Genomic DNA, 13,856 nt, shown 5'->3' with positions numbered 1-13,856 from the left:
ACCTACCTGTAACCCATGCAGTTGGCGTAGTAAGTCGTGGTGGCAGGCCAATCGGAAAAGATGCCGATCACGCCGACATCCCTCGCGAGCACATCGATGACCGTATAAATATCGCCGTCGTTGTTGATCGCATCGTTTATTCCCTGGTAATACCAGCCACCGCCGTCTGCCAGCGGGCCACTACGCTCGATCGACCAGGCGATCATTTCCAGCCTGGCGTCACGCGCATTCTGGGCATACTCCGATGGGACGATCTGCCCTCCTCCATCCAGCGTCAGCATTTTCCAGATTGCCGGAGCGAGAATCCGCACGCCTTTTGCGCGCAGACTTTCCATATAGGCCAGCGAAGTGGTCTCGGCGGTATGCGGCGTTTCATCAAGGAATACCGCCTGGCGGGCGAAGTCCGGCGTTTCGTTGATCCAGAACAACACGTCATCAAGCAGGAAGGACTGGGGCCAGACCTGGTCAGGCTTGATGCCGGCTTCGACATAGTCCTCGATCATCTGGCGCGCGTAATCCTGCTGGGTGTAGTCACCCTCATAGGGCATAGCCACTACCGGCGTTTTCAGCTCGGGGGCGAACTTGACGCCCAGCTTCCGGAACAGCTCGATGCTCTCCTTGTGAGTCATCAGGGTGCCACGCGATGCATACAGATCAGTACGCCAGTCGGCCGTGCCGCCCAGGTATTCTTCCGGCGTGGTGGCCATGGGATCGAAAGCATCCATCTTGCCTTCTAGGCGCTTGAACTCTTCCAGGGTGATATCGCTGGTGCGGCATTCGGCCTGGGCTGGCATGCCGCTGGCCGGGTCTGCCGGAACGAAGGGCTGCGTGCATCTGGCGTTCAACTCGGGGATGGCGACGATGTTGGTGGTGGTGTGCAGGTCATTCTGGGCATGCCGGCACACCAGCTCACGATCCTTGGTGAAGGCCACATCGCACTCGAGTATCCCGGCGCCCATGCGCGCAGCGGCCACATAGGATTCGAGTGTATGTTCGGGAAACTGTAGCGGCGCGCCTCGATGACCGATGGAAAAATCGGTGGGCTTCATACGGTCGGACCGGCATGCCTGAAGCGTTTGCTTCAATGGACCTTCGTCCATGTCGTCGACCAGCCAGAACGGGCGCGGGCCAAGGTGCACGGTCTCGCCGCCCTTGCCCTTGTGCTTTGAGCCCGGGCTACCTTTGCCTTCAAAACCATGGTTTCGTTCGGGCAATGAGCCGTTGCTGGCGCAGGCAGTGCCTGCAGTCATGACGCCAGTAGCCAGCAACACGACCGCCAATGAGCGAGCAAGCATGTCAGTCTCCTTCGAAGTGAATGTCAGGATACTGTCTCAGGGGTGAATGTCTGCTTCGTGAAGTTTCGGTGACGGTATAAGTTTGCGTCCAGGTACGCGGTTCTGCGACCTGAAACCCCGTCGGCACGTCCGAACGCGGCCCGAGACGCACGCCAACCCCCGGAAAACCCAGCCCGCAGTTGAAGCGCACCCCTGGGGGTGTAGCGCGCCTGCGCTACGCCAGGTTCCTTTCGCAAAGAGCCAGGTTGGGCTTCCGCTTGGGTTTCGCTCAAGGCAGCACAACCAGACGATTGGGCAGTTGATTGCGCTCGTGAGTCGCCGGTAGCTCCCGTTGCAACTGCTCGCCACAGGTTTCGATACAGCGCAGGAAGCCCTGCAGAACATTGCCTTCGCGAACATCCGCGGTGAAGCGGGCAACAGCTGCTTCCCAGACGGCGTTGTCGATCCGGCTTGAGATACCCCGGTCCGCAAGGATCTCAACGTAATGCTCTGCCTCAGAGACGAAAATCAATATGCCAGTGTCACCGTCGGTATGGTGCAGGTTCTGTTCGATGAATTGCCGGCGGGCCAGATTGCTGGCTCGCCAATGCCTGACCGCGCGGGGGATCAAACGAGTGGTGATCGCCGGAATGCGAAACACCAGCGCCAGCACGATAAAAGCGGCCCACTGCGCTAACAATAGATAGCCAGCACTCAACCATTGTGTAAAAAACACCACTGCGCCCGGCACCAGCAGCGCAATCATGCTGGCCCAGAGCAGCGGGATATAGCGGTAGTCATCCGCCTGCCCGGCCAGAACCGTTACCAGCTCGGCATCAGTGTGTTGCTCGATGCGATCAATCGCATCGGCTACCTGTTGTTGTTCACTTTCGGTGAGAAGAGTCATCGCGTTTCCATCGTTGAATTACCAGCCCCCGGAAGCGCCACCGCCTCCGAAGCCACCTCCGCCGCCGCCAAAGCCGCCACCGCCACCGAAACCGCCGCCTCCGCGACCGCCTCCCATACCGCCAAGCAGGGCGCCAGCAAGCATCGCTGCACCCAGTCGACGTCCGCCGCCGCCTCTTCCACCCCCGCCGATTAGACCGAGGAAAATAAACAGCAACAGAATGAAGATGCCAACCGGGGGTTGCTCCGACTGTGGAGCGCCCGACCGGGGCGCAGCAGTACGTAACGGATCGCCGCCGAGTACCTGCACTATTGCCTCGGTACCTTCTACGATGCCGCGCTCGAACTGCCCCTGGCGAAATGCGGGTGTGATAATGCTGTTGATGATGATCGACGACTGCGCGTCGGTCAGGCGTCCTTCCAGCCCGTATCCCACTTCGATACGCAGGCGGCGATCATCACGCGCCACAATCAACAGCGCACCGTTATCTTCACCGGCCTGTCCGATACCCCATTCCCGGCCCAGCTCGACACCGAATTCTTCAATGCTGCGGCCTTCGAGGCTTGGAATGGTCACCACTACAACCTGTTCGGAGGTAGCCTCCTCATGGCCGGCCAGCATCTGGGTGATGCGAGCCTCCGCCTGGGTGTCGAGCATCTCTGCCTGATCGACCACCCGACCGGTCAACTCAGGCAAGACCAGCTCACCCGCTTGCTCCTGGGCAGCGAGTCCGCTGGCCCAGAGCAGCAATCCCAGGACGATGAAAAGACGGACGCTCATTCGAACTGCACTTGCGGCGCCTGATCGGCGTTCTCGCTGGTTGCCTCGAAATTCTCGCGCAATGGCATGTCGCTATACATAATCGTATGCCAGAGTCGGCCGGGAAAGGTTCGGATCTCGGTGTTATACCGCTGAACGGCGTTGACATAGTCGCGGCGCGCCACGGAAATACGATTTTCGGTGCCTTCCAGCTGGGACTGCAAAGCCAGGAAGTTCTGGTTCGATTTCAGCTCGGGATAGCGCTCGGATACAGCCATCAGGCGGCTGAGGGCACCGGTGAGCTGCGACTGCGCCTGTTCGAAGGCGCGCATCTTCTCCGGGTCGTCAAGATCGTCTGCGCTGATCTGGATCGAGGTCGCTCTGGACCGCGCTTCGGTTACCGCAGTCAGGGTTTCCTGCTCCTGACGGGCAAACCCCTTTACGGTTTCCACCAGGTTGGGGATCAGGTCGGCACGACGCTGATACTGATTCTCCACCTGCGCCCAGGCCGATTTCACCTGCTCGTCATAGGTAGGGATATTGTTGATGCCACAGCCCGCGACCAGTGAGGTCATCAGCATAATGACAGCCAGTTGCAGGGTGAACCGATAGCGCTTTATATGCATGGTCATCCGTCCGTCAGAATTCACAGTCACCTAGAGTCATCTTGAGAGTTACCCTAACAGAGACTATTCGCCGCTGCGTGAGTTCGGGCAATATTCAGTGCCAGGCATCAACCAGGGGCTCAGCTTCAGCGGTTTCGATCTCCGGACGCTGACGCAACCAGCTGACTACGGCATCGCGATCCTCTTCTGTGGCCGAGCCACGGCCGGCTTTGCAGACGAACCCGCCGCCAACCCAACCGCCAAACTCGAGCCCGCGCGGAGAAATGACTTCCTCGATCAAGGCGTCGATCAGCGCATCGGCCTGTTCGTCAGTCAGCGCTTGCTTCGGTGTGGCGGTAAAATTGAAACCCAGTTCCTGAAATTCATCGACGCGCATCTTCTTTCTGAGGCGGCGGCTACGTTGGCTGGTCATGATGTCTCTCTCTGTCTGCCTGGATTCGCGCACACTCTATCCGGATGAGTCGCCCGATGCATGTGATTATTCAGCCGCTCTTAACGCGGCCAAGAGTTCGCGCAGGCGGTCCATACCCTGCGCCACCCGACTTGCTTCTCCCTTGAGACTCAGCTCCACCTCACGCTTGCCATCGGCATTGGGCAGACAGGCCAGGCGCAGATCCGGAAATTCGCTGAGCAGCAACTCCATCGCAGGAATCAGCGGCCCTTCACTGGTATCAGCCAACAACAACGTCTGACTGACCCTGACGCCCGGTGCCTGGAGACCGGCATAATGGTGGTCCAACACCCACTCCACCATCGGCCACGCCATTTTCGGGAAACCCGGTACAAAATGATGCTGCTGGATGGAAAACCCGGGAATGCGATTGATCGGATTGGGAATGATCGAACTGCCCGCCGGATACTCGCCCATCCGCAAATGGTGGGAGTTGAGATGATCACCCAGCTGAGCGCGTATCTCTGCCTCAGCTTCAGGATGCAGGACGATTTCCAGACCCAGCGCAGCGGCAGCGCATTGCCGCGTCAGATCATCAGGCGTAGCACCAATACCTCCGAAACTGAAAACAATGTCGCCGCTGGCAAAGGTCTCGGTCAGCGTGCGGGTGATCAGTTCAGGGTCATCGGTGATGGTACGTACCCAGGCCAGCTCCAGCCCTCTTTGTTCAAAACGCGGAATCATTGCCGGCAGATGTGCATCCTGCTTGCGTCCGTTAAGCAGCTCGTCGCCGATCAGAATCAAACCAAACCGAGGAGATGTCGTATCGCTCATGCGCGCTCCAGTATCAACCAAACCTGTTTCAGCCCCAGCCCCTTCAACGAAGCCGTACTCGCAGTGTCTTGCCGCCCGAGGTCTTCTGGTCCTCGATAGCAAATTTTTTCGGAAACGCTTTTATCAGCTCGCTGAGCTTCTTGTAACCATACAAACGTGGATCAAATTCCGGGCGCAACTTACTGATATTACTACCAACCGGTCCAAGGTTAGCCCAGCCATCCTCGTCCGAAATGTCGTCAATCACCTTGGCAATAAACTCCAGCGGCGCCTTGCTTTTACTCTTGGCGGCTGTCGCGGGTGTTGCGGCTGCCTCCTTTTGCTGTGCCTTGCCCGGGGCCTGGCTCTGCGTCTCCCGCACCGGCTCCGCCTCGGTTTCGACCACGTCGGTAGCACCCGCAGGCAGCTCCCGGAGGATCTCGGTATAGATGAACTTGTCGCAGGCGGAAACAAAGGGCGACGGTGTTTTCTTTTCTCCGAAACCGTACACAACCAACCCCTCCTCCCGCAGCCGGGCCGCCAGACGGGTAAAATCGCTATCGCTCGACACCAGGCAAAACCCATCGAAGCGACCGGTATAGAGCAGATCCATCGCATCAATGATCAACGAACTGTCAGTCGCGTTCTTGCCTTTGGTATAGGCAAATTGCTGTATGGGCTGGATTGAATAATCGAGCAAAACCTTCTTCCAGCTCCCAAGTTGCGGCGCCGTCCAGTCGCCGTAGATGCGCTTGACGCTGGCGACTCCGTACTTGGCAACCTCTTCGAAGATGCCATCGATAATCGAGGCCTGCGCATTATCTGCGTCGATGAGCACAGCGAGCCGCTTTTGCACATCGTCAGTGTCAGGCCGTGCCGGATGGCGATTGCCGTTTGATCTGTAATCCATGCTGTTCTCTGTGTGCTTTGAGTCTCGGGACCGTTCTTGATTGAACGGTAGCGTCGTCCCGCTTGATGGATCCTTGGATCGTTTCGCCCATAGTGCCACAGCGGTCGCTGTGAGCCACGGGGAGAAAGCGGCGACTCCGGGGTGCCTGGACGGGTAAACTGCAAGCTGATCCCGTTCCCAAGGTTTCCGGATGACTTTCGACACGCTTGGTCTGTTTGAACCCTTACTCAGGACACTGGCCAGCCTGAACTACCGCACGCCGACGCCTCTGCAGCTGCAGAGCATCCCTGCGATTCTGCATCGCCGGGACCTGATCGCTACGGCGCAAACCGGAACCGGAAAAACGGCCGGTTTTGCGCTCCCTGTATTACAACTGTTGACGACGGCAGGTGCGCCGGTGCGCGCCAATTCAGTGCGCAGCTTGATCCTCGTCCCCACTCGCGAACTGGCCGAGCAGGTGCACCAGAGCGTAAAGACCTACGGTCAGACCCTGCCGCTGCGTACACTCGCCGTATACGGCGGCGTCTCGATCAATCCACAGATGATGGCCCTGCGCAAAGGCGTGGATGTATTGGTGGCTACACCCGGCCGCTTGCTCGACCTGCACCGCCACAACGCGGTCCGCTTCAGCCAGCTGCAGGTTCTGGTTCTGGATGAGGCAGACCGCATGCTGGATCTCGGCTTCGCCAGCGAACTCGACGAGCTGACCGCAGTACTGCCGAAGCAACGCCAGACCTTGTTATTCTCCGCCACCTTCTCTGAGCGGCTTGAACAGCTGGCCGTACAGATATCCAGGGATCCGCTGCGTATCGCTGTTAACACACCCAACGCGGCAGCGAGCACCGTCCAGCAGTCGCTCGTGCCGGTGGACCGCAAACGCAAGACCGAGTTGTTTCTGCACCTGCTGAGAGATCGCCAGTGGGGCCAGGTGCTGGCTTTCGTGAATACCCGCAAAGGAGCAGATCTTCTGGTACAGGCAATTCAGGCGACCGGTACGCGGGTGGAGGCAATTCACGGAGATAAGCGACAACCCACCAGGCTGCGAGCACTCGAGCGATTCAAAGCCGGAGAGATACAGGTATTGGTGGCAACCGGCGTCGCGGCACGGGGCCTGGATATTGATGATCTACCGCTGGTGGTAAACATCGATCTGCCTGTTGTTCCTGAAGACTATATCCATCGGATTGGCCGGACCGGACGCGCAGGCGCTGCAGGCGAAGCTGTCTCACTGGTCAGCGCCGATGAGGTGCCGCATTTGGCTGCAATCGAGTCGCTGATCGGTGAGCTGTTGACGCGTCGGGAGGAAGCATCCTTTGAACCCGATCATCGGCTGCCGGTGACTACGGTGGACGGGCAGATCAAAAAGAAGCCGAAGAAGCCCAAAAAAGCCAGACAGGCAACACAGCCAGCTCACACAGCGCCCGCGCCAGCCACTGCGCCGAACAGTAGAATCCATCTGGGAGACTGGCTGGAGGACGAACCGAGTGGCGCCCGCACGCCAGCCGCGTCTCGATCAGGCTCCGGCAAGCCTGCATCCACCCGCCGGCCGCCGCGACAATGACAACTGGAACAAGGGTTCTATCGGTTCCTGTAGGGTCATCGCCCGGGTCCGCAACGACCGCAAAGTCGTCGAGCCAGGATTTCGCTTCGCGTCTTCAGGGCTCTAGGCGCACTTCTATACGCTGATTCTGGCGCGCTATGGCATTCCATTCTCCGGCAAGCAGAAAATCGTCCATTTCCGGATATTGCACCAGCGGGTCAGGTTGTACGGCGGGCTTCGCTACCAGGCGAATGCGGCTACCTTCAACAAGAGGCTCCCGGTTGGCGAAATTGGCGAAGCCCACCGAGAAAAGATCTGTGCTGCGACCCCAGCGGGCCGCCTCAACACCGAACAGTTCGCAATCACCTAACCGCAAATCGTCCGGCGCAACCACCATCTCACCGCGATCATTCTGCACCAGACAACAATCGCCAACATGCGCCGTCAGGTGAATAACGCCCTGGAATCCACCACCGTGCAGCATTTGTATCAGTTCGCTGACAAAGCTGAGTCGCCGATCGTTGAAGGGGATCTCATCCGGCGCATATTGCCCGTCGCGATTCAATGCCCATTCGATTCCGCGCAGCAGCGATTCCTTCTCATGTTCCGCACGGCCGCGCTGCTGAGCCAGGGCACCCAGCAGGACGCTGCCCTGCTCCGGGCCGGGCGTGCTGAGTTCGGCAACGGGTCCGGCCTGCGCAGCGTCCGGATCTACCAGAAGGATTTTGTAGCTCAACATCATCAACAATGCGCCGAGTACTACGCCCCCCACCAGCGACGGCCAGCTGCGCTGCACGGGCACCTCGGGCGGTGGCGTCTGGATCTCGTCGAAGAAGCGCCGCAGGTCCGACTTCAGGCTCTGGTGCAACCTGGATACTTGCTGCTCGAGCTGCGGCTTGAGCAGCTCGATCATGGCTTCGTCCGCCGCCTCGCGCGCCAGGCTATTCATTTCCAGCGGTGTGCGTGAAGGCTGCGCCGGCGCAGGCTCTTCAGCTTGATCGGCCTCTTCTGCCGCAGCGCCAATCAGGCGCAGCGACCCGAGCACCACCTCCAGATCCGCCGGCTTCACTTCCTTGGGTAGTACACCCACGGCGCCCAACGCGCGTGCCTGACCCAGGAACAACTCTTCGCCGTCCTTCGACGTATACATCATGATCGGAATCAACGCAGTGGCCGGGTCGCGCTTGATGATCCCGACCGCCTCGAGACCATCCATACCAGGCATCATGTGATCCATGAAAATCGCGTGCGGCTTGGTATAGATGAGGTATTCGAGCGCATCTTCGGCGGACTCGACCTCATCCACGATGATGCCGTGTTGCTCAAGTAGCCGTTTCAGGACAAGGCGTGCCGAACGTGAATCGTCGACCACCAGTGCGCGTTTTGAACCCATGGCCATATCCGCTTCTGAACTGGCATCAGGCGTATGCCCGATGGCGTATTATTTCGGCCAGCATAGGGAACACACCGGTTACAGGCACATACCTTGTTGCGAATCTGTGACGGTGTGCGCGGCCAAAATGCAACTTGGCAATACAATCGTGACCGCTATCAGAGCGCTATCGCCCGTATGGGGTAATGGCCAAAAGTACGCCTTCACCGAATGGCAAGACGCCCCTGAAAGCTTTTTGTATGGTTTTTGTAGCCACCCCATTATCCGTCGCAATTGCCGGATACAATCCGCCCTCAAAAGGTCGTTTGAGATCCGTTCAAAGCACATCAAATCGGTTCATGTCGAGGCGAACCGCTTTCCGGTCCCGGAACCAGGTACGTAAAGGAGAAAATAATGTACAGGAAGTTTGGCATAGCATTGCTGGCTGTATTCATCGGACAGGCGCACGCCAAGGTCGACCCGCAAGAGGCAGAACGTCTCGGTCGGGATCTGACACCGCTGGGCGCTGAGCAGGCCGGCAATGACGCAGGCACCGTTCCGGCATGGACCGGAGGTGTCAAACCGCCCGCTGGCTATCAGCCTGGCATGCACCACCTTGACCCCTACAATACCGACGCCGAGCTGTATCGAGTCGACAGCTCGAATCTGCAGGAGCATGCCGATCAACTGCCGGACGGCCTGATCGATCTGCTTGAACGCAATCCCGACTATTATTTGCGTGTATTCCCGACTCGCCGCAGTGCATCGGCCCCCCAGCGCATCTACGATGCCACCCGCCAGAACGCAGTAAACGCCGAGCTCATGTCCAATGGCAATGGCGTCCGGGGAGCGGCGGCCGGCGTTCCGTTCCCCATCCCCCAGGGCGGGATGGAGGCGATCTGGAACCATATTCTTCATTACAAGGGCGACCAGACTCATTTCATCAACAATCAGGCGGTAGTCATCAACGGCAACAGCAACCTGATCAAGCGCGACCGGCAGATCTACTATGTCTATGGACGCGAAGGCATGACCGAAGCGGATCTGGATAACACTTCGCTGTACTACAAATATGTGGTCACCGCGCCGGCCAAGCTTTCCGGCACCGCTCTGGTCGTGCAGGATCCATTGGATCAGGTGCTGACTACCCGCCGTGCGTGGCGTTACAGCCCAGATAACCGCCGGGTCCGTCGTCTGCCTTCCTTGGCCTATGACTCGGTACAACCCGATACCAGCGGACTGGCCATTGCCGATGTGGTGGATTCGTACAACGGCGCTCCCGATCGTTATGACTGGACGCTGGTAGGCAAGCGCGAAATGCTTGTGCCGTACAACAGCTATGCCGTTCACCAGCAAGGCATCCCTTACGACAAGATCATCCAGCCGAAAGCGCTGAACCCAGAGCTGTTGCGCTATGAGTTGCACAGGGTGTGGGTTGTTGATGCACAGCTGAGATTCGGTCTGCGCCATCCCTACGAAAGCCGTCGCTTTTATATTGACGAGGACAGCTGGCAAATTCTTGCAGTGGACCTGCGCGACAAGAAGGGTGAGCTGATTGGCCTGCAGGAAAGCCATCCTATCAGCTATTACGATGTGCCCATGTTCAACAGTACCCTCGAAACGCTCTATCACCTGAAGACCGGCGATTACTTCGCTGATGGGCTGGATAACAACGAACCAATGTACAATTTCAACGTCGAGCTGAACCCGAGAGACTTCTCGCCGCAAGCCCTGCGCCGCAGCGGTAACTAAAGGAAAGTCAGCAGAAGTGTTGCCGTTTCAATGAGATCAACGAGGCGGCAACAACCATGCTAGATGACGGCGGAGATCACGGTTGCCAGCACGGCGCCAACGATCACTCCGCCAACAGCTGCAGGCCACATCTCCAGGACCGGCGCGTTTTTGGCTGGCTTGATCGATTCACGCATGGCCTTGAATTCCGATTTGACGATTGACTGCATTCGGCGTGCATGGGCGTCCAGATGCGGCCGCATAAACCTGAACATCGCCTCCTCTGCCGCCTCGCGCCCGAGCGTCTCGGCTTCCGCCGCCACAGCAGGCGCACCAGCTGTTTCGGTTGCAATCTTCTGAACAGGCGCCGGCTCTTCCTCCGGCTCCAGCAACTTCAGCGAATCCAGCGCGGCAGCCAGGTCTGCAGACTCGATGCCCTTGGGAATCACCCCGACGGCACCAAGAGCCCTGGCCTGACCGAGAAAAACGTCGCCCCCCTCCTTTGAGGTGTACATCATGACGGGGATCATCCCGGTGGCGGGGTTGCCCTTGATGATGCGTACAGCCTGGAAGCCATCCATGCCCGGCATGGTGTGATCCATGAAAATAGCGTGCGGTCTTCGATACAGAAGATACTGCAAAGCGTCTTCGGCTGAATCCACTTCATCCACTACGAGTCCGTGCTGCTTTAGCTGGCGTTTCAAGACGTGGCGTGCCGAGCGCGAATCGTCGACTATCAGAACCCGTTTAGAACCCATGTCCATTCTGCCCTTTTCCAGCATCGCGCCTCATGCGCGATGCAGATCCATACCGCGTAGCATAAAAAATACGTCCTCTGCAGACACAGCTGTCTTTCATAAATGTGACGTCGTTAGCAACGATCAACCCTGCGGTTGCGAACGCCTGACGTTAAATGGCCATACCTGGCCTGGCTACGCAGCGGTTTGGTCGCTTACACATGATGTGCATTTGCCCCTCAACCACCCGCTCGTGCTCCCTGTCTCGCCTGTCAGGTTTCGAATGCTTTGGCGAAACGGGTATGATCCACAGGCGGCGTGTACAAGCAGCGCGACGCGCACCAGGCCCCTGGCCTGATCCGTCTCATTTATTCGAGGATTTACCATGCATCGTCTAACCATGTTTATTGCGGCAGGTGTTCTGGGCCTGTCGGGCGCGGCTACCGCCAGCAGCTTCATCGGAACCACCGATGCCATCGGCTCGTCGCTCGCCAACACCGTTGAGGCAACCAGCGACGTCACCTCTTCGGTCGGCGATGACAAGGTGGTTCTGGAAGCGCGCGAAGACGCAGCAAGCTTCGTCGGCAGCGACGGCGGTGTCCGCGGCGTGCGCCTGGAAGCAGCTCTGGCGCATATTCGCAGCGCGTTACCGGATCTCGAAGCAAGTGATATGCAGTTGGCCGCCGCCATCCTGGCACTTTGAATGAACCTTGATCTGCCGTATCAGGATGAGTAGCGCCCGGCAGCTGCAGCGCGGTCGCCTGATCCGTCTGGCTCTTCGCTGCGCCGGGCTGCTAGCGCTTGTTTGGGCAACCAGTCCGGCACAGGCTGCGCTTGAATGGCATCTGGCTGACGGCCCGTTGACCCCTGAAGAAGCAGCAGCTAGCCGCACATTGCTCGAGCACACCAGCACTATCCTGCCGCCTCAGCTGGTCCAGCAACTGGACCGCCAGATAACCGTGGAATGGATAGACACCCTGCCCACCCAAGTAATCGGGCGCGCCACGCCAGGCGGCCAGGTGCAGCTCAACCGCCAGTTTCTGCCAGCACTGATAGCGGGCGATGACGCCATTCTGCCGGCTGGACGCACCCATGACACCCTGCAGCGCGAACTGGTCGCTACCCTCGTGCATGAAATCGCGCACTTCTATGACCGTGGCCTGTACGTGTCGGACGACCACCAGCGACTACTGCGACGTTGTCAGGCTCAGCACGACGCCCTGGGCGATATCGGGTTGCCCTCAGAATGCCGTGGCCAGATCAGCCGGCGATATACGCTCAGTGATGATCCTCGGCTGCTCGACTTGGCCGGCTGGCCGGAACAGGTTGGCGCACGTGGGCAGAGAGAAGCGGAAAATCGCCAACTGGCCCGTACGCCTGACGACTATGAACTGACCAGTCCGCGGGAGTTCGTGGCCGTCAATCTGGAGTATTTCCTGTCGGACCCGCAATACCGCTGCCGTCGCCCTGCGCTGCATGCATATTTTGCCAGGCATTTCGACTGGGCACCGCGCTTCGAACAGAACTGTGCCAATGAACTACCCTTCATAAACGCCGGCCTTGATTCCTCCAGCCCTGCGCTAGGCTGGCTGGATCCCGAGCGCATTTATCAAGTGCATTATCTGCTTGCCGAACCAAACGACGCCTGGGCCAGCCGTTGGGGGCACAGCATGCTGCGCCTGGTTATGTGTGCGCCAGGCCGGCCTCGCGGACCAGAGTGTCTGCTCGATCTTGAGCATCATCTGGTGCTGTCGTTTCGAGCCTTCGTCAATGATGTGCAACTGTCCAGCTGGGATGGGTTGATTGGGAACTACCCTTCCCGGCTGTTTTTGCTGCCGTTGAACCAGGTGGTAGACGAATACACCAAACAGGAGCTACGCAGTCTGAGCTCCATCCCGCTGCGTCTGAGTAGAGCTCAACAGATCAGCCTGGCCGGGCGCGCCGCGGAAATGCACTGGAGCTATGACGGCACCTATTACTTCATCTCCAATAACTGTGCAGTGGAAACCCTGAAGCTACTACGCAGCGGCAGTGATCATCAGGCACTGCGCGACCTCGACAGCATCACGCCCATCGGCTTGTTGAGCAGCCTCGAAGCCCGCGGAATGGCCGATACCTCGGTGCTGCAAAACCGCAGCGAAGCGCTGCGCAAAGGCTGGTATTTCGATTCCTATCGCGAGCGCTATCAGCAGATGTATTCCGTGGTACGCGAACGGCTTGAAGTGCCGCCGAACGCAGTCGAGGACTGGCTGGACTGGTCCGCCGGTGATCGTCAACGCTGGTTTGCCAAAGCGGATTACCGTACTGCAGCGGCGTTGCTGCTGCTGGAACAGGCGGCGCTGCATCGCCTGGCACTGACAATCAGGCATGAACTGAAAGAGCGGTATCTATCCGGGGACCGCCTGGCTGACCCGGATCTCAGCGAGACGGCGGATTTCATGCGCCAGGCAATGGTGGAGAGCAGCTTTCTGAGCAGTCCTGCACAACTGCTTCCTGATGGTTATGGGCTACCCCAACCTGGGGAATGGCAGGCGTTGAGAGAGACTAGCGGCGCGCGGCAGCGTGAGCTTCTGGATTTGCTTGAATCACTGGATCAAGGCGCCCAACGTTTATTGACACCTGAACAGCTCACCGAGCTTGAGTCAGCCAGAGCCAACATCAGTCAGCTGGGTGATCTGCTGCGCCAGTTGCACCGGGACGCCGGCGGACTGGAGCTTCCGTGACCCCGCCCGACGCACGCCGCGCTGGACAGATTTACCCCGCATTGCCGCCCGTCGAACTATGCTGATCTGTCTC

General features: G+C 58.9%; 13 protein-coding genes. 4 read left to right on the top strand and 9 right to left on the bottom strand.

The genetic code is table 11. The annotated features are described in order from the left end of the window. Nucleotides 1-2 precede the first annotated feature (2 nt). The 7 genes from FZE95_RS12095 to FZE95_RS12065 form a co-directional block, all read right to left on the bottom strand. Nucleotides 3-1,295: a glycerophosphodiester phosphodiesterase family protein gene (locus tag FZE95_RS12095; protein WP_150301125.1), complete on the bottom strand. Its 1,293-nt coding sequence runs from the start codon at nt 1,293-1,295 to the stop codon at nt 3-5. A 268-nt stretch (nt 1,296-1,563) separates the two neighbouring features. Then, complete coding sequence (locus FZE95_RS12090; RefSeq protein ID WP_150301124.1) at nt 1,564-2,181, bottom strand: TPM domain-containing protein; 618 nt, start codon at nt 2,179-2,181, stop codon at nt 1,564-1,566. 18 nt (nt 2,182-2,199) lie between these two features. After that, the gene (locus tag FZE95_RS12085; protein ID WP_150301123.1) at nt 2,200-2,961 is read right to left on the bottom strand and encodes a TPM domain-containing protein; all 762 of its coding nucleotides are present in this window, start codon (nt 2,959-2,961) and stop codon (nt 2,200-2,202) included. Then, nucleotides 2,958-3,566 (bottom strand): LemA family protein, encoded by a 609-nt coding sequence (locus FZE95_RS12080; RefSeq protein WP_150301236.1) that lies wholly within the window; start codon nt 3,564-3,566, stop codon nt 2,958-2,960. The genes FZE95_RS12085 and FZE95_RS12080 overlap by 4 nt, the downstream gene beginning before the upstream one ends. A 94-nt stretch (nt 3,567-3,660) precedes the next feature. Next, the gene (locus FZE95_RS12075) at nt 3,661-3,978 is read right to left on the bottom strand and encodes a YggL 50S ribosome-binding family protein (RefSeq protein WP_150301122.1); all 318 of its coding nucleotides are present in this window, start codon (nt 3,976-3,978) and stop codon (nt 3,661-3,663) included. 66 nt (nt 3,979-4,044) lie between these two features. Further along, nucleotides 4,045-4,791, bottom strand: a complete 747-nt coding sequence (locus FZE95_RS12070) for a competence/damage-inducible protein A (RefSeq protein ID WP_150301121.1) — start codon at nt 4,789-4,791, stop codon at nt 4,045-4,047. Between the two features lie 43 nt (nt 4,792-4,834). After that, entirely contained in the window at nt 4,835-5,680 is an 846-nt protein-coding gene (locus tag FZE95_RS12065) for an NYN domain-containing protein (protein ID WP_150301120.1), read from the bottom strand. A gap of 190 nt (nt 5,681-5,870) precedes the next feature. On the opposite strand from FZE95_RS12065, the gene FZE95_RS12060 reads away from it, so the two are divergent. Further along, nucleotides 5,871-7,241: a DEAD/DEAH box helicase gene (locus FZE95_RS12060; protein WP_150301119.1), complete on the top strand. Its 1,371-nt coding sequence runs from the start codon at nt 5,871-5,873 to the stop codon at nt 7,239-7,241. Nucleotides 7,242-7,335: 94 nt separating this feature from the next. Here the strand turns inward: FZE95_RS12060 and FZE95_RS12055 are convergent, their stop codons facing one another. Then, nucleotides 7,336-8,613 carry a response regulator gene (locus FZE95_RS12055; RefSeq protein WP_190324559.1) on the bottom strand — a complete coding sequence of 426 codons (1,278 nt, stop codon included), beginning with the start codon at nt 8,611-8,613 and terminating at the stop codon, nt 7,336-7,338. Nucleotides 8,614-9,006: 393 nt separating this feature from the next. Here FZE95_RS12055 and FZE95_RS12050 point away from each other — a divergent pair, with 393 nt between their 5' ends. Further along, on the top strand, nt 9,007-10,344 hold the full coding sequence (locus tag FZE95_RS12050) for a DUF1329 domain-containing protein (RefSeq protein WP_150301117.1): 1,338 nt from the start codon (nt 9,007-9,009) through the stop codon (nt 10,342-10,344). Nucleotides 10,345-10,403: 59 nt separating this feature from the next. Here FZE95_RS12050 and FZE95_RS12045 read toward each other — a convergent pair whose 3' ends face one another. Further along, nucleotides 10,404-11,087 carry a response regulator gene (locus FZE95_RS12045; RefSeq protein WP_163983461.1) on the bottom strand — a complete coding sequence of 228 codons (684 nt, stop codon included), beginning with the start codon at nt 11,085-11,087 and terminating at the stop codon, nt 10,404-10,406. A 358-nt stretch (nt 11,088-11,445) separates the two neighbouring features. Here FZE95_RS12045 and FZE95_RS12040 point away from each other — a divergent pair, with 358 nt between their 5' ends. Together FZE95_RS12040 and FZE95_RS12035 are read left to right on the top strand one after the other, a co-directional pair. Then, nucleotides 11,446-11,763 (top strand): DUF2388 domain-containing protein, encoded by a 318-nt coding sequence (locus FZE95_RS12040; protein ID WP_150301115.1) that lies wholly within the window; start codon nt 11,446-11,448, stop codon nt 11,761-11,763. Nucleotides 11,764-11,788: 25 nt separating this feature from the next. Continuing rightward, complete coding sequence (locus tag FZE95_RS12035) at nt 11,789-13,783, top strand: DUF7844 domain-containing protein (RefSeq protein WP_150301114.1); 1,995 nt, start codon at nt 11,789-11,791, stop codon at nt 13,781-13,783. Nucleotides 13,784-13,856 lie beyond the last annotated feature (73 nt).

This window comes from Pseudomonas profundi (assembly GCF_008638305.1).
Lineage (GTDB): Bacteria > Pseudomonadota > Gammaproteobacteria > Pseudomonadales > Pseudomonadaceae > Halopseudomonas > Halopseudomonas profundi.
This window is presented reverse-complemented; position numbering and strand designations above follow the sequence as displayed.